The organism is Photobacterium sp. 270122K (genome assembly GCF_059941365.1).
The window spans coordinates 67,094-82,118 of the sequence record NZ_JBPOEN010000002.1 but is presented as its reverse complement, the minus strand read 5'-3'; the positions used below and the strand labels follow the sequence as shown (position 1 = coordinate 82,118).

Sequence of the window (15,025 nt, the reverse complement as noted above, 5' to 3'; positions counted from 1 at the left end):
TCGGTTCCTTGGAGGCGATATTTCGGGCTCATCCTAGAGCGTTTGCTATGTCGTTCGTCTTCTTCTTTGAAGATGGTGAAACTATAATCTTAACGTAATAAACTTTCAAGTGTTTTCTTTAACTTCGTCACACTTTTCTCATCTAAAGTGCCTAAAAATGCCTTTTCTGTAATTTTATTACAGAATTAGACGCTGTGATATGTATTAAAAACCAACACAAATGAAACAGTACACCTATCCAGCCCCCAGCAACATACAGATAAGAACTTCACTCACCCCCATACGATGCGATAAAGGAATAGAAGCGTCGTTATTGTCATAGTCATCTTCCATTGGGAACGGCCAGATTGAACACCTCTCCTGTAAGACTTACACGTCACCCTGTGAGCCTTTTCACGATATTCATCGATAACGCCGCCTGACTATGCGGTTATCGTCTCATCACCGCCCCGTGCCCGTGGTGCACCACGATATTTCACTACCCCCTATGTAGGCACAGTGGTATCCTGAGGTTAATGGCGATAGCGAAATATGCGTCAATTTTAAAGATTGCGTTAATTTTCAGCTAACAGAACGCTCGAGACCAAAAGTTTATAAAGGAGACTGCTGTGTCTGAAATCAGTCAACTGTCACCCCAACCGGTGTGGCAATTCTTCGATCAAATTTGTTCTATTCCTCACCCGTCTAAGCATGAAGAGCAACTTGCTCAGCACATCATCCAATTTGCACAAAGCGAAGGCTTGGATGTACGTCGTGATGCTGTCGGTAACGTGTTCATCAAAAAACCGGCAACCCCGGGCATGGAAAACCGTAAAGGCGTGGTTCTGCAAGCACACATTGATATGGTGCCGCAGAAGAATGAAGAGACTGAGCACAACTTCGAAACCGATGCGATCAAACCGTACATTGACGGTGAGTGGGTAACGGCAGAAGGCACAACCCTTGGCGCAGATAACGGCATGGGTATGGCAGCTTGCTTGGCGGTACTGGCAGCGAAAGACATTGAGCACGGCCCACTGGAAGTGCTACTGACCATCGATGAAGAAGCGGGCATGACCGGTGCATTCGGCTTGCAAGCGGGTTGGTTGGAAGGCGACATCCTACTGAACACGGATTCTGAGCAAGAAGGCGAAGTGTACATGGGTTGTGCTGGCGGTGTGGATGGTGCACTGACGCTAGACATTACCCGTGAAGCCCTACCGACTGACTACCAGACGGTAAAACTGGTCGTGAAAGGCTTGAAAGGCGGTCACTCTGGCTGTGATATTCACACCGGCCGCGGCAACGCAAACAAACTACTGGGCCGTTTCCTGTTCGGTCATGCCGACGAGCTGGGCCTGCGCCTAACCGCATTCACTGGCGGCAGCCTACGTAATGCGATCCCTCGTGAAGCGAGCGCGATCGTGAGTCTGCCGGCAGCCAACGTGGATCAGCTTAATGCGTTGTTTGCCCACTACCAAGATGTCTTGGTGGCTGAACTTGGCCGCGTAGAAACCGACATCAACCTGTTCACAGAAATCCTCGCTGCGGCAGAAGACGTCTTGGTAGAAGCGGATCAAGTCCGTTTCATCAATATGCTAAACGCCTGTCCAAACGGTGTGATCCGCATGAGCGATGACATCGAAGGTGTGGTTGAGACCTCTCTGAACGTGGGTGTGATCACTACCGAAGCGGACAAGATCACTGTACTGTGTCTGATCCGCTCTCTGATCGACTCTGGCCGCAGCAATGTGGAAGGCATGCTGAAAGCTGTTGGCTCACTGGCTGGCGCAAACTGCGCATTCGGCGGTGCTTACCCTGGCTGGAAACCGGATGCAGATTCTGAAGTAATGCACCTGTTCCGCGAAACGTACGAGAGCATCTACGGCCGTGTACCCAACATCATGGTGATCCACGCGGGTCTTGAGTGTGGTCTGTTCAAAGAACCGTACCCAGAAATGGATATGATTTCTTTCGGTCCAACCATCAAGTTCCCACACTCGCCAGATGAAAAAGTACAGATCGAAACCGTTGCCCTATTCTGGGAACAAATGGTGGCGATTCTGAAGAACATTCCGGTGAAAGCGTAAGTTTCAACGCATTGAGTACGCGTCTTAAGTGACGAGTAATGAGAAAAGCGAGCTCCGAAAGGGCTCGCTTTTTTGTGTCCCGTAAAAAGGGACGAGTCATGCTTCGCGCCGAGTTTCGAGGGGCGAGAAAAAACATTCAGTCTAAAGGCATGAGTCTACGAGTCTCAAGTTAACGCTTTTTTCTCGGAGCGCAGCGAAACCCGTCCCTAGAAACTCGCCCCGGCTTTTTCCGCTCTTCTCCCCCGCTTTACTTCGTCCCTTTAGACTCGGTACTCGCCCCTGCTTGTCAAAACAACGACAGTTGCTGTGCTTTGGTGCCTAATTCCAGCCCGACGCTGATCCCGATCAGGCGGATCTCCCGACCTTTCTGTCGCGTTAGCGCTTCTTGCAATAATCCGACAAACTGGGCTTTATCCAGTTTCGGCTGGGTATGCTCCACCGTGGTTTGCTGAAAATCCGCGAACTTCACTTTGACGCCCTGCTTGGCAATATTCAGATCCGGACGTACACGTTGAAGGCGCTTTTCTAATTCAGGATACAGGTGTTCAATCACGTCCCAACACTGTTCAAAGGTCGCGATATTACGGGAAAAAGTACGCTCGACCCCTACCGATTTTCGCTCCCGTTCCACCACCACTTCTCGCTCATCAATGCCGTGTGCACGCGACCACAGTGACTGACCGAATTTGCCGAACTGCTGCAACAACAAATGTCGATCGTACTGCTGCACATCACGCCCGACATACAGGCCTTTTTCGTGCAGTTTTTGTATGGTCACTTTGCCCACGCCCGGGATTTTTTCCAGTTTTAACTCTGCCACAAAGTCGGGAATATCATTAGGGGTAACCACAAACTGCCCATCGGGTTTGTTGAGATCAGAGGCAATTTTGGCAATGAACTTAACGGGGGCAATACCGGCCGACGCGGTCAGATCCAACTCTTCGCGGATCACATTACGAATATCTTGAGCAATCAGCGTGGCAGAGCCATGATGCAATTCGCACTCGGAAACATCCAGATAGGCTTCATCGAGCGACAACGGCTCAATTTTGTCGGTATAGCGCTGGAAGATCTCGCGGATCTGTTGCGACACCTCTTTATAAACCGCCATGCGGCCTGAAACCACGGTGAGGTGCGGGCACAGTTGCAGGGCTTTCGCGGTCGACATGGCTGAACGCACCCCGTACTTACGGGCAAGGTAATTACAGGTACTGATCACGCCCCGTTGTTCAGAACGCCCACCAATCGCAATCGGAATATCACGCAACGCCGGATTATCCCGCATTTCGACGGCCGCAAAAAAACAATCCATGTCGACATGGATGATCTTTTTCTGTTTTTCCGAAGACGCCGAAGCGAACAACGCTGGCATGCCTAATACCACCTGATAACTGGTCGTTTATACAGTGGTTATTATAGGCGATAGTACGGGCCAGAAACAACACAGCCCGGACAATGCCGGGCTGAATATTAAAGGTTGAGCGTCAGGTTAGAGAATTTGGTTTTTCTTCCACTCTTCCTGACGAGCAGCACGCGCTTCACGCTTCAAGCGCGCATCACACGGCTCTGGGCAATCACACTCTTTGACGATACCGATACCATCAAGGCCGCCGCAACTGCCACTGACTGTTTTGCGCTGGAAGATATAACCCACGGCCATGGCCGCAATCACTAACAAAAAGACCGCAAAGGTTGTTAGATAAATCACCATTCGATTATCTCTACTTCTGTTTCATGTAAGGGATAAAGGCATCCGACGGATACTCTTTGAAGCCCTGCTCGGTTTTCACAATCAGCAGCACAGCAAGCTGCTCTTTATTGGCCAGTGCCAATGCCTTGTCTTCTCCCATCACAGAGAACGCCGTGGCGAGTGCATCAGCCGTCATGCAAGACGGATTCAACACAGTGACAGAAACCACGTGGTTAGCAATCGGCATACCGGTCTTTGGATTAATCAGGTGCGAATAACGCACACCGTTTTGCTCAAAGTAATTACGGTAATCCCCTGATGTTGCCACAGCCATGTTGCCCGGTTCAATCACTTCTTGAATCGCGCGGCTGCCATCTTCAGTGGGCTTTTCAATCGCGATGCGCCATGGCACACCCTCGACATTCTTGCCTTTCAAACGGATTTCACCGCCCACTTCAACCAAGTAATCAGCAACCCCTAATTGTTCAAAGTAGTCAGCGACGACGTCCACACCAAAGCCTTTGGCGATAGACGACAAGTCCACGTACAAATCGGGGATATCTTTGATCAGGGTATTACCCTGCTCACTCAGGTGCTCAATACCCACTTCTTTACGGCGTTCTGCCAGTTCGTCAGGGGTCGGCGTTTTTTCTGGGCGCGCTTCTGGGCCAAAGCTCCACAAGTTCACAATCGGCCCAACCGTCACATCCAGCGCCCCGTCTGTCAATGCAGAGATGCGCAGGGCTTCTTTCACGACCTTGGCCGTATCGGCAGATACAGGGAAAGGCTCGCTGGTGCGGTGTTGGTTAAATTGGCTGAGCTCGGAATGCTTACGGTACGTCGACATCTGATCATTGACCAGTTCTAATCGACGATCAATCTCGGTTTGCATGTCTGCGGCAGACGGCAAGCCTTCCTGCTTAATCAACTTAATCGAATAATAGGTGCCCATAGTGGCGCCATTAAGGTGGATCAGTTCACGCTGATCGCTACACGCTGACAAGGTCACTGCCAGCACGAACATCATCAATGCTCGTGTTAGGAACGTCTTCATCCTACTACTCTCCAAATGAAAGACCGTTTTATCAATTCGCTTTGCTGGGACAATCCCAACAGAGTATGGGGTTACAAAGTGCATGATAAAAAAAGGCCGGCTCTACAGAGAGCCAGCCAGTTTTATTCGATCAAGGCTACTTAGCCCCCGAAGTCATCCAATAGGATGTTTTCGTCTTCAACACCAAGATCTTTCAACATGCCGATTACCGCTGCGTTCATCATCGGTGGACCACACATGTAGTATTCACAATCTTCTGGCGCTTCGTGATCTTTCAAGTAGTTCTCGTAAATCACGTTGTGGATGAAGCCTGTGTAACCATCCCAGTTATCTTCTGGTAGTGGATCAGACAGGGCAACGTGCCACTCGAAGTTCTCGTTGTCAGCCGCTAGCGTATCGAAATCTTCTACGTAGAACATTTCACGCTTAGAACGCGCACCGTACCAGTAAGTCATCTTACGCTTAGATTGCAAACGTAGAAGCTGGTCGAAGATGTGAGAACGCATTGGTGCCATACCGGCACCACCGCCGATGAACACCATTTCGTTGTCAGTATCTTTCGCGAAGAACTCACCAAATGGACCTGAAATCGTACACTTATCGCCAGATTTCAGAGACCAGATGTACGAAGACATTACGCCTGGTGGTACGTCTGGGTTGTTTGGCGGCGGTGTTGCGATACGCACGTTCAGCTTGATCAGGCCTTTCTCTTCTGGGTATGACGCCATTGAGTAAGCACGGATCGAATGCTCTTTTACGATAGACTCGTAACGGAACAGGTTGAACTTGTCCCAGTCACCACGGTATTCCTCAGGAATATCGAAGTCTGCGTATTTAATGTGGTGCGGTTCCGCTTCAATCTGAATGTAACCACCGGCACGGAACGGTACTTCTTCCCCTTCAGGGATCTGAAGCACAAGTTCCTTGATGAAGGTTGCTTCGTTGTCGTTAGAAAGAACAGTACATTCCCACTTTTTAACGCCGAAGATTTCTTCAGGTAGCTCGATGTCCATGTCAGACTTCACGTTAACCTGACACGCTAGACGCTCGCCTTCACGCGCTTCACCTTTAGTGATGTGGTCAAGTTCTGTCGGCAGAATATCACCGCCGCCAGATTTGATTTTCACACGGCACTGGCCACATGAACCACCACCACCACACGCTGATGATACGAAAATGCCGCTTGCTGAAAGAGCATTAAGCAGTTTGCCACCCGCAGCGGTTGTAATCGCTTTTTCTGGGTCGCCATTTACTGAGATAGTGATGTCGCCTGATGGTACCAGCTTAGATTTAGCGAAAAGAATCACTAGAACTAGAGCCAGGATAATCAGGGTGAACATAACTACACCAAGAATAATATCCATTGATTATTCCTTTTATCCTGATTACAGCTGAACGCCGGAGAAGGACATGAAGCCCAACGCCATAAGGCCAACGGTGATGAATGTGATACCCAGGCCACGAAGACCAGGAGGTACATCTGAATATTTCATCTTCTCACGGATACCCGCAAGCGCAATGATGGCCAACGTCCAACCAATACCTGAACCAATACCGTAAACGACAGATTCAGCAAAGTTATAATCACGCTGTACCATGAAAGATACACCACCGAAGATCGCACAGTTAACGGTGATCAACGGTAGGAAGATACCTAGCGCGTTATAAAGTGGTGGGAAGAAGCGGTCCAGAACCATTTCCAGGATCTGTACCAGTGCTGCAATCACACCGATGAACGTAATAAAGTTCAGGAAGCTAAGGTCAACACCCTGCACAATCGCGCCGTCTTTCAACAGCAAGTTGTAAATCAGGTTGTTCGCTGGTACCGCGATAGCCAATACCACGGTTACTGCCACACCCAGACCGAAAGAAGTTTTTACTTTTTTCGATACCGCCAGGAATGTACACATCCCCAGGAAGAACGACAGTGCCAAGTTCTCGATAAAAATCGAACGAACTAGAAGGCTTAGATAATGTTCCATGATCCCCTTACTCCTTCGCTTCTACTTGTTCTGGACGGATGGTACGGATAGCCCAGATCATAAAGCCGATCAGGAAGAACGCTGATGGTGCTAGGATCATCATACCGTTTGGCTGGTACCAACCACCGTTAGACACAAGTGGCAATACTTCAACACCGAATAGCGAACCTGAACCCAGTAGCTCACGGAAGAACGCAACAGTGATCAGTACGAAACCGTAGCCAAGACCGTTACCGATACCATCAATGAACGATGGCAGTGGCGCAGACTTCATGGCGTATGCTTCTGCACGGCCCATAACGATACAGTTTGTGATGATCAAGCCAACGAATACAGATAGCTGCTTAGAGATATCGTATAGGAACGCTTTCAACACCTGGTCAACCACGATTACCAATGACGCGATGATCGCCATCTGTACGATGATACGTACGCTGTTTGGAATGTGGTTACGGATAAGAGAAACAAACAAGTTCGCAAACGCGGTTACAAACATTACCGCGATAGTCATTACGAAAGCTGTTTCCATTTTGGTGGTTACTGCCAACGCAGAACACACACCAAGGATCTGAAGCGCGATCGGGTTATTGTCGATAAACGGCGCAAACAAGATCTTCTTCATTTCTTTAGTATCAGCCATTGTTTAGTTCTCCTGCACGCACTTTAGCAAGGAACGGACCGAAGCCCATGTTACCCAACCAGAAGTCGAAGCTGTGCTGAACACCATTCGCCGTCAATGTTGCGCCAGATAGGCCGTCAACACCGTAGATGTCACCTTCAGGAGCGCCACCTTTAACAATGCGAATTGCTGGTTCGTTGTTGTCATTAAACAGTTTCTTACCAACAAACTGAGCGCGCCATGTTGGGTTCTCAATCTCACCACCCAATCCAGGGGTTTCACCCTGCTGGTAGTAAGTGATACCCGCTAAGGTGTTACCGTCAGTTTCTACCGCGATGAATGCATACATCATTGACCACAGACCGCCACCGTGAATCGGTAGGATCAGCTTCTCAATTTTGTTGTCTGCATCTTTCACTAGGTAAACAGTTGCGATGTCAGCACGACGAATGATCTTCGCTTTATCTTGCTCGCCCGTTAGGCGGATAGACTGTGCTGGGTCTTTCGCAGCATTACGCTGATTGTACTGAGCAGCTGTAGCACCTGTTTCAGATTCAGCAACGAACTCACCGGTTTTCAAATCAACCAATTTTGGTTCAATGAACTGCTGGTATGTTTCAGTTACGTTTGTGCCATCTTGTAGAAGGCCGGCAACTGACAGGATGTTACGCTGAACGTCAAGTACCGCATTTTTCTGCTGTAGAGGACGTAGCGCAACCGCTGCTGCTGATACCACGATCGAGCACACTAGGCTCAGTGCGATAACAACAATCAGCGTCTTTTTAATGCTATCGTTATTACTTGCCATGACGAGCTAGTCTCCGCTTGATATTGCCCTGGACTACAAGGTTGTCAAATAGAGGTGCGAATAGGTTAGCAAATAGGATTGCTAGCATCATACCTTCTGGGTACGCAGGGTTAACCACACGAACCATCACAGCCATTGCACCGATAAGTGCGCCATACCACCACTTACCTTTATTGGTAAATGACGCAGACACTGGGTCGGTTGCCATGAACATCATACCGAATGCAAAGCCACCAAGAACAAGGTGCCAGTGCCAAGGCATGCTGAACATTGGGTTGGTATCAGAACCAATGATGTTAAATAGCGTCGCCGTTGCAACCATACCGATCATGGTACCCGCAATGATGCGCCATGACGCAATGCGCATGAACACGATCATCGCACCACCAAGGATGATGGCTAGCGTTGATACTTCACCGATAGAGCCTGGGATACGACCAATGAATGCGTCCATCCAGCTTACAGGTGAACCTGTTACTGTGTTGATCACAGCAGACTGGCCACCGTGTGCCCACTGGCTTAGTGCTGTTGCACCAGAGAAGCCATCTGCCGCTGTCCATACAAGATCACCAGAGATCTGTGCTGGGTAAGCGAAGAATAGGAACGCACGACCTGCAAGCGCAGGGTTCAGGAAGTTACGGCCTGTACCACCGAAAATTTCTTTTGCGACAACTACACCGAAGGTAATACCTAGAGCAGCCTGCCAAAGTGGTAGTGTTGGCGGTACGATCAATGCGAACAAGATAGAAGTAACAAAGAAACCTTCGTTAACTTCGTGCTTACGCACCATACAGAACAAGACTTCCCAGAAACCACCTACCGCGAATACAACCGCATAGATAGGCAAGAAGTAGGTTGCACCGAGTAGCATTTTGCTACCCCAGCCAGCGTCTGCTGACATCGTGCCGCCCAGCATCTGGGTCAACCAGTAGTGCCAGTCGCCAGCAATAATAGTGGCAAGCTGTTCACCCGCGTAAAGATGGTTTAGCGCAACAATGGCCTGATGACCGGTGTTGTACATACCCCAGAACATCGCTGGGAATACCGCAAACCAAACCATAATCATGATACGTTTCAGGTCAATACTGTCACGCACATGAGAGCCAACACGTGTTACTTGACCTGGGGTATACATAAGCGTTGCGAACGCTTCATACAGCGCAAACCACTTCTCGTGTTTACCACCAGGCTCAAAATGGTGCTCAACTTGCTCGAGTAAATTCTTGAGACCCATGAATTACCCTTCCTTCTCAATTGTGTCCAGGCACTGACGTAGCATTGGACCAAATTCATACTTACCAGGACATACGAACGTACATAGCGCCAGATCTTCTTCATCTAGCTCTAGTGCACCCAACTGGGCTGCGCTGTCGTTATCACCTGCACACAGGTCACGAAGCAACAGTGTCGGCTCGATATCAAGCGGCATAATGCGCTCGTAGTTGCCGATTGGCACCATCGCACGCTCAGAACCGTTGGTGGTCGTTGTCATGTTGAACAATTGACCTGGGAAGAACTGGCTCAGGAATGAACGGGTAACAGAGAACTTGTTCTTACCTGGAACAATCCAGCCAAGGAACTCTTTCTCACGACCTTCACGTAGGGCTGATACCTGTAGGTGGTAACGGCCTAGGTACGCGTGAGGACCCACTGCATGTACACCATTTAGCACAGAGCCAGATAGCACACGCAATTCACCCGGCATGAACTCAGCATCAGTTAGCTGCTCAAGAGAAGCACCGATTTGAGTACGCACAAGGCGAGGTTTGTTCACTGCAGGACCTGCCAGCGACACAACGCGGTCAGTGAATAGCTCACCAGTCAGGAATAGCTGACCGAAAGCAATCACATCTTGGTAGTTGATATGCCATGCCACGTTTTGCAGACTCGCGCCAAACAACGTGTGGATATGCGTACCAACCAGACCCGCAGGGTGTGGACCATTGAAGACATGTTCTTCAATGTTGGCTTCTTTTGAGCGAGGAAGGCTAGCACCAGATTTACATACCATCACTTTGCCGCTGGTTAAGCGAGAAAGCACAGTCAGGCCAGCAACAAACGCATCACTTTGTTCGTTGATAACCACTTCTGGGTTAGCTGCAAGAGGATTAGTGTCGACAGCAGTAACAAAAATCGCCTGGGTTTCAGCATCAATAGCAGGTACTTTGCTGAATGGACGCGTACGAAGCGCTGTCCACATGCCCGACTCAACCAACTGCTCAACAATCGCAGCACGCTCAAGAGAGGCTAGCTGGTTTGCTTCATAGCGGTTAAATGTCACTTGCTCATCGCCTTCTACGTCAATCACGACTGACTGTAGAACACGCTTCGCACCACGGTTAACTTCTGCAACCTTGCCGCTGGCTGGAGCAGTGAATTTCACGCCTGGATTCTTCTTATCTTCAAAAAGAACCTGACCTTTTTTCACTACATCCCCTACGCGGATATGCATTGTAGGACGCATACCAACATATTCTTCGCCAAGCAAGGCGACACGGGTGATGGACTTACCATCATTTATCGCCTGGGTAGGAGTCCCTGCAATTGGGATATCCAAACCCTTTTTTATTGTAATCATACGCACTTGCACTACATTAACGGGAAAAAAAATTTTCTATTGCGCAATTAGACACGACTTTCCTTCGTCCGAAGCCGGTTTTCATCCGCTACCAGCACCGCAACATCCTATTCACTTGTTCGTCACACTTTTTGCATGGAACAATTTTGAGGCCGGAATTTTAGCATTATTTGACGGGAATTTACCATGCCAAACCATGCGAATCAGATCGAAAATCGAGTAACTCTTTAAACACAATAGGCTTATATCGCTATTATTTTGAACTAACGCACAAAAGTGAAAAACCCTTACTTTTAATAAGTCATTTTCACTCATGCTTATAAATTAATAACTTCACAACAAAACACAAACACTTACAACAAGACTGCAATTTCGCCGATCTTTATTTGTTTAAATTTTGTCGCAATGTTAAACGTTTTTTACACGCTTCGCTGCTTTCATGTCTCGAACTGCACGCTGACCGCGCAAAAACTGACGGTATGGCATGAAAATGGACTGAATATCAGCACTTCGCTCACTCTTTCGCTCAAGAATCCACCGTCTTACTTCGTCTAACGGTTGTAACACCTCAGCTCGGAGGCCTTCGCCGGCTCTCGCTGTTCGTTATGCAACACTTTTCTTTCATAGCCGTTGCTGAGCGTGATCAAAAGCAGGCGCAGGGATAATCATAGTACGTTGCAGCCTGATGGCAGCCCTTTCCAAGCATCTCTTACTCGCCAGTGTACAAAATTCAGCCAACCAATATTGCCGCTAATCTCAAACTTCAGATCAAAAAAACCGCCTTAGTGGCGGTTTTTATAGAAAGAAGCACCGAGCCTTTGGCTGGGTCAATGGCATTATCCCAAATGGAAGCCACCCTTACAATTGGGTGATGTCGGGGCGCTTTCTTGCTGCGCCTGCCACTCATCCGGCGTATAGGTATGGATAGCCAGCGCATGAATATCATTGGCCAATTCCTGTGCCAATGCCGTATTTACCGCGCGGTGGCGCGCTAATAGACGCTGACCGGCAAATGCCGTGGTCACAACCACCACTTTAAAATGGCTTTCCGACCCTTCGGGAACATTGTGCATATAACTTTCGTTCACCACCGCCAAATGCTGAGGGGTAAACGCATGCTGTAGTTTCTCTTCAATGCGTTGTTGAATCATGACTGACTGCCTCCGAAGGCGTTAATTATACTGTTTGGCCTGTCTGTTCAGGCTCTGTTTTGGGTGTCTGCCTGATCGATATTCCCCCCAGCATGGCATCTTGAGCGGATTTAACACGCTAGGGTTTAAATATAGGTTTGCAGTGCAGGCAGGTTTTGCGAAAATACCTATAACGAGTAAACATACCGCAAAGAACCCTTTAATGAAACCAGAGCTAACCCTGCATGGGCGCACGCTGACGTTACAGCGTTATCCCGTAAGGCAAAATGAAACCCTGCAAGCATGGGATGCGGCAGATGAATACCTCATCAACACGGTAGAAGCCGCCCCACAAGAGCGGGATCCGACGCGTCCGATCCTGATCCTTAACGATGGTTTCGGTGCCTTAAGCTGCTGGTTCGCTCAGCATGGCAACGTCACGCTCGTCACGGACTCTTTCATTGCCAAGCAAGCGTGTCTCGCGAACCTGCAAGACAATGCGTTGCCAGCCGTGAACGTGATCGATGATCTGTCTGCGTTGCCAAGCAACCCACAGTTGGTGCTGATCAAACTGCCGAAAAACAACCGTCTTCTAACATGGCAGCTGCACAAGTTGTGTCAGGCTTTGCCTGCTGACTGTACCGTGATTGCCGCCGCCAAAGCCAAAGACATTCACAGCTCAACCTTGAAGCTGTTTGAAAAACACTTGGGCGAAACGAAGACGTCATTGGCCGTCAAGAAAGCCCGTCTGATCTTTTGTCAGCCTAATGCCGATCTCGCGAAGCCCCTGCCTGAACCGCTGCAGTGGACGGTGCCTGAGCACGGGATCAGCCTACTGAATCACGCCAATGTGTTTTCAGGTGAAAGTCTGGATATCGGCGCGCGCCTGTTGCTGGAACATATTCCGGTACGCCCTGAGCTGCAGGACATTATCGATCTGGGCTGCGGTAACGGCGTCATTGGTATTAAAGCGGCCCAACTGAATCCTCAAGCCAATGTCTTGTGTGTGGATGAAAGCTTCATGGCCGTGGCGTCGTGCTTGCACAATGCCAGCGCCAACTTAACCAACCCGGCGCAGCTGCGTGCCGCCGCCAATAACTGTTTGGATGACATGCCGGCGCACAGTGCCGATCTGGTGCTATGTAATCCGCCGTTCCACCAGCAAAACACCATTACGGATCACATCGCGTGGCAGATGTTCTGTGATGCAAAACAGACCCTACGTCCAAAAGGACAGCTCGTGGTGATCGGTAATCGCCACCTCGGTTACGGTGAGAAACTCAAACGCTTGTTCGGCAATGTCACCGTCATCGCACAAAATAATAAATTTGTCATTTATCAGTCAGATAAGTAACTTAATAACGTATATCCGGTCGTCATGAAACGGCGACCGACTTTTTTCTTAAGGATAAAACACATGAAGAAGCTTCTGCTTGCCGCCTCTGTACTTGCACTGACTGCCTGTTCAGCCCCTTCTGAGCCACAATTGACGCTGACACCACAGCCTGTGATCGCCAGCCAGCCCGTTGTACAAGGTAAAGCGTTGTCACTAGAAAGCCGCGATCTGCGTACGGCACAATTTATTGCCGTTGTGGACAGTGGCCGTGAAAACGTCCAGCCCCTACACAGCACGCAGAACCTCCGTATTACTCTGGAAGAAGCCCTGTCACGCCAACTAACCGCCCAGGGGTACACGCTAACCGCAGACAGCCAAGGCACCCTGCGTTTGGATGTGCTGGAAGCCATGGTGAACGTCAAACACAGTGTGATGAGCCACGATCTGAACAGCAAATTGCAGCTACAGTTGGTGGTTGAAACCCCGACCGGTAAATTCATCAAGCGTTACTCAGGTAAATCTGAGCGTACGGGCGCAATGAGTGCTTCGGTTGAAGACATGGAATTGGCGATGAACAATCTGATCACCGCAGTATTGAAAGATATCTACGCCGACCAAGAGTTGAATACATACATGCAGGAGAACCTATAAATGCCACGTTTTATTGCCGCGCTACTGCTTTGTCTGGCGTTACCCGTCAGTGCTGCCACGCAAGTGCAAGTCACCACTAACTTGGGCGACTTCGTGATCCAACTGGATGAAGCAAAAGCCCCGACATCCAGCGATAACTTTTTGAAATACGTGAAAGATGGCAGCTACGTTGGCACCATTTTCCACCGCGTGATCCCTGGGTTTATGGCTCAAGGCGGCGGCTTTGACAAAGACATGAAGAAGCGTCCGACGTATGCGCCGATCAAGAACGAGTCAGCCAATGGCCTACCCAATGATCGTGCCACTGTCGCGATGGCACGCACACAGGATCCACACTCGGCAACACGTCAGTTCTACATCAACTATGAAAACAACAGCTTCCTGAATGCGCGTGGTAGCCAGCCAGGCTATGCAGTATTTGGTAAAGTCGTCAAAGGTTTCTCTGTCATCGAAAAAATGGCAGAAATCCCAACCACGCGCGCTATGGGTATGAAAGATGTTCCACAACAGCCTATAGTTATTGAAGCGATGAAGATTATTAAATAGTAGGCATAGATAAGGTCACCGACGCCTCATCTATGAGCAGGTGACCTTTATGCTTGAACTTGTCGTCTCCAACCGCGAACCCCCTTCCCATCGCATTCAGCAACACATTGCTGCTCATGCCCCAGAAATCGCGCTCAGTGCCCTGGGGGCCATTACCGGTCACGTGCCTTATTCCGCCCTCAAAAATACCGTCACAGAACACTTATTTACCTGGTGGCGTTTATCGGTTCCTGCTGGCCCCACGCAAGACAGCTACGAGTCCACCTATTGGTACCTGATCCACCTGTTAGAATCGCTCGAAGAACACGAGTTACTGGGCAATCACTTTGTTCAGTTTAAGGTCCGTACAGCGGCACATTTTTTGTTAGGGCTGGGTGATCGCCCAGAAAAAATCCAAGGGATCCGCCCTTAGTCACTGAACAACTAACTGGCCAGCATCGCAAGAATCCTGTCAGGTTTCATTCTCTCGGGTGCTTTTGCTGTCTTTTTCCCGCAAAAATCGGTAGCGTGCACATAACCCCAAGCGCCCCGGCTCCCTGACAACTTCCCTACTTTGTCTCGA

At 49.4% G+C, this 15,025-nt stretch carries 15 protein-coding genes; 5 read left to right on the top strand and 10 right to left on the bottom strand.

What is annotated here, in order from left to right:
* Window positions 1-608: 608 nt before the first annotated feature.
* Window positions 609-2,069, top strand: a complete 1,461-nt coding sequence (locus ACSF8W_RS03560; protein WP_500845122.1) for an aminoacyl-histidine dipeptidase — start codon at window positions 609-611, stop codon at window positions 2,067-2,069.
* Between the two features lie 286 nt (window positions 2,070-2,355).
* On the opposite strand, the gene dinB is transcribed toward ACSF8W_RS03560, so the two are convergent.
* The 10 genes from dinB to bolA form a co-directional block, all read right to left on the bottom strand.
* On the bottom strand, window positions 2,356-3,441 hold the full coding sequence (gene dinB / locus ACSF8W_RS03555; RefSeq protein WP_500845121.1) for a DNA polymerase IV: 1,086 nt from the start codon (window positions 3,439-3,441) through the stop codon (window positions 2,356-2,358).
* A 117-nt stretch (window positions 3,442-3,558) separates the two neighbouring features.
* The gene (gene nqrM, locus ACSF8W_RS03550) at window positions 3,559-3,780 is read right to left on the bottom strand and encodes a (Na+)-NQR maturation NqrM (protein WP_428476626.1); all 222 of its coding nucleotides are present in this window, start codon (window positions 3,778-3,780) and stop codon (window positions 3,559-3,561) included.
* Window positions 3,781-3,790: 10 nt separating this feature from the next.
* Window positions 3,791-4,786: an FAD:protein FMN transferase gene (locus ACSF8W_RS03545; protein ID WP_500845894.1), complete on the bottom strand. Its 996-nt coding sequence runs from the start codon at window positions 4,784-4,786 to the stop codon at window positions 3,791-3,793.
* A 167-nt stretch (window positions 4,787-4,953) separates the two neighbouring features.
* Complete coding sequence (gene nqrF, locus ACSF8W_RS03540; protein WP_500845118.1) at window positions 4,954-6,177, bottom strand: NADH:ubiquinone reductase (Na(+)-transporting) subunit F; 1,224 nt, start codon at window positions 6,175-6,177, stop codon at window positions 4,954-4,956.
* Between the two features lie 21 nt (window positions 6,178-6,198).
* Window positions 6,199-6,795 (bottom strand): NADH:ubiquinone reductase (Na(+)-transporting) subunit E, encoded by a 597-nt coding sequence (nqrE, locus tag ACSF8W_RS03535; protein WP_428476624.1) that lies wholly within the window; start codon window positions 6,793-6,795, stop codon window positions 6,199-6,201.
* Between the two features lie 7 nt (window positions 6,796-6,802).
* The gene (locus ACSF8W_RS03530; RefSeq protein ID WP_500845116.1) at window positions 6,803-7,435 is read right to left on the bottom strand and encodes an NADH:ubiquinone reductase (Na(+)-transporting) subunit D; all 633 of its coding nucleotides are present in this window, start codon (window positions 7,433-7,435) and stop codon (window positions 6,803-6,805) included.
* Window positions 7,428-8,222 carry a Na(+)-translocating NADH-quinone reductase subunit C gene (locus tag ACSF8W_RS03525; protein WP_500845114.1) on the bottom strand — a complete coding sequence of 265 codons (795 nt, stop codon included), beginning with the start codon at window positions 8,220-8,222 and terminating at the stop codon, window positions 7,428-7,430. The genes ACSF8W_RS03530 and ACSF8W_RS03525 overlap by 8 nt, the downstream gene beginning before the upstream one ends.
* Window positions 8,212-9,456 carry an NADH:ubiquinone reductase (Na(+)-transporting) subunit B gene (locus ACSF8W_RS03520; protein WP_500845112.1) on the bottom strand — a complete coding sequence of 415 codons (1,245 nt, stop codon included), beginning with the start codon at window positions 9,454-9,456 and terminating at the stop codon, window positions 8,212-8,214. Before ACSF8W_RS03520 ends, ACSF8W_RS03525 begins: the two co-directional genes overlap by 11 nt.
* Window positions 9,457-9,459: 3 nt before the next feature.
* A complete protein-coding gene (locus ACSF8W_RS03515; protein ID WP_500845111.1) occupies window positions 9,460-10,800 on the bottom strand; it encodes a Na(+)-translocating NADH-quinone reductase subunit A in 1,341 nt (446 codons plus the stop codon).
* 836 nt (window positions 10,801-11,636) lie between these two features.
* Window positions 11,637-11,951 (bottom strand): transcriptional regulator BolA, encoded by a 315-nt coding sequence (gene bolA, locus ACSF8W_RS03510; protein WP_500845109.1) that lies wholly within the window; start codon window positions 11,949-11,951, stop codon window positions 11,637-11,639.
* A 202-nt stretch (window positions 11,952-12,153) separates the two neighbouring features.
* On the opposite strand from bolA, the gene ACSF8W_RS03505 reads away from it, so the two are divergent.
* The 4 genes from ACSF8W_RS03505 to ACSF8W_RS03490 all read left to right on the top strand — a co-directional run bounded on the left by ACSF8W_RS03505 (window position 12,154) and on the right by ACSF8W_RS03490 (window position 14,875).
* A complete protein-coding gene (locus tag ACSF8W_RS03505) occupies window positions 12,154-13,284 on the top strand; it encodes a methyltransferase (protein ID WP_500845107.1) in 1,131 nt (376 codons plus the stop codon).
* 63 nt (window positions 13,285-13,347) lie between these two features.
* Window positions 13,348-13,917, top strand: coding sequence for a YajG family lipoprotein (locus tag ACSF8W_RS03500; RefSeq protein ID WP_500845106.1), 570 nt, complete (start codon window positions 13,348-13,350; stop codon window positions 13,915-13,917).
* Window positions 13,918-14,463 carry a peptidylprolyl isomerase gene (locus tag ACSF8W_RS03495; RefSeq protein ID WP_500845104.1) on the top strand — a complete coding sequence of 182 codons (546 nt, stop codon included), beginning with the start codon at window positions 13,918-13,920 and terminating at the stop codon, window positions 14,461-14,463.
* 49 nt (window positions 14,464-14,512) lie between these two features.
* A complete protein-coding gene (locus ACSF8W_RS03490; protein WP_500845102.1) occupies window positions 14,513-14,875 on the top strand; it encodes a hypothetical protein in 363 nt (120 codons plus the stop codon).
* Window positions 14,876-15,025: the final 150 nt, after the last annotated feature.

Excerpts from the sequence above, each read along its gene's own strand:
- dinB (WP_500845121.1), bottom strand. The coding sequence starts at position 3,441 with ATGCCAGCGTTGTTCGCTTCGGCGTCTTCGGAAAAACAGAAAAAGATC.
- bolA (WP_500845109.1), bottom strand. The coding sequence starts at position 11,951 with ATGATTCAACAACGCATTGAAGAGAAACTACAGCATGCGTTTACCCCT.
- ACSF8W_RS03500 (WP_500845106.1), top strand. The coding sequence starts at position 13,348 with ATGAAGAAGCTTCTGCTTGCCGCCTCTGTACTTGCACTGACTGCCTGT.
- nqrE (WP_428476624.1), bottom strand. The coding sequence starts at position 6,795 with ATGGAACATTATCTAAGCCTTCTAGTTCGTTCGATTTTTATCGAGAAC.
- ACSF8W_RS03495 (WP_500845104.1), top strand. The coding sequence starts at position 13,918 with ATGCCACGTTTTATTGCCGCGCTACTGCTTTGTCTGGCGTTACCCGTC.
- ACSF8W_RS03545 (WP_500845894.1), bottom strand. The coding sequence starts at position 4,786 with ATGATGTTCGTGCTGGCAGTGACCTTGTCAGCGTGTAGCGATCAGCGT.
- nqrF (WP_500845118.1), bottom strand. The coding sequence starts at position 6,177 with ATGGATATTATTCTTGGTGTAGTTATGTTCACCCTGATTATCCTGGCT.
- ACSF8W_RS03515 (WP_500845111.1), bottom strand. The coding sequence starts at position 10,800 with ATGATTACAATAAAAAAGGGTTTGGATATCCCAATTGCAGGGACTCCT.
- ACSF8W_RS03490 (WP_500845102.1), top strand. The coding sequence starts at position 14,513 with ATGCTTGAACTTGTCGTCTCCAACCGCGAACCCCCTTCCCATCGCATT.
- ACSF8W_RS03525 (WP_500845114.1), bottom strand. The coding sequence starts at position 8,222 with ATGGCAAGTAATAACGATAGCATTAAAAAGACGCTGATTGTTGTTATC.
- ACSF8W_RS03530 (WP_500845116.1), bottom strand. The coding sequence starts at position 7,435 with ATGGCTGATACTAAAGAAATGAAGAAGATCTTGTTTGCGCCGTTTATC.
- nqrM (WP_428476626.1), bottom strand. The coding sequence starts at position 3,780 with ATGGTGATTTATCTAACAACCTTTGCGGTCTTTTTGTTAGTGATTGCG.
- ACSF8W_RS03520 (WP_500845112.1), bottom strand. The coding sequence starts at position 9,456 with ATGGGTCTCAAGAATTTACTCGAGCAAGTTGAGCACCATTTTGAGCCT.
- ACSF8W_RS03505 (WP_500845107.1), top strand. The coding sequence starts at position 12,154 with ATGAAACCAGAGCTAACCCTGCATGGGCGCACGCTGACGTTACAGCGT.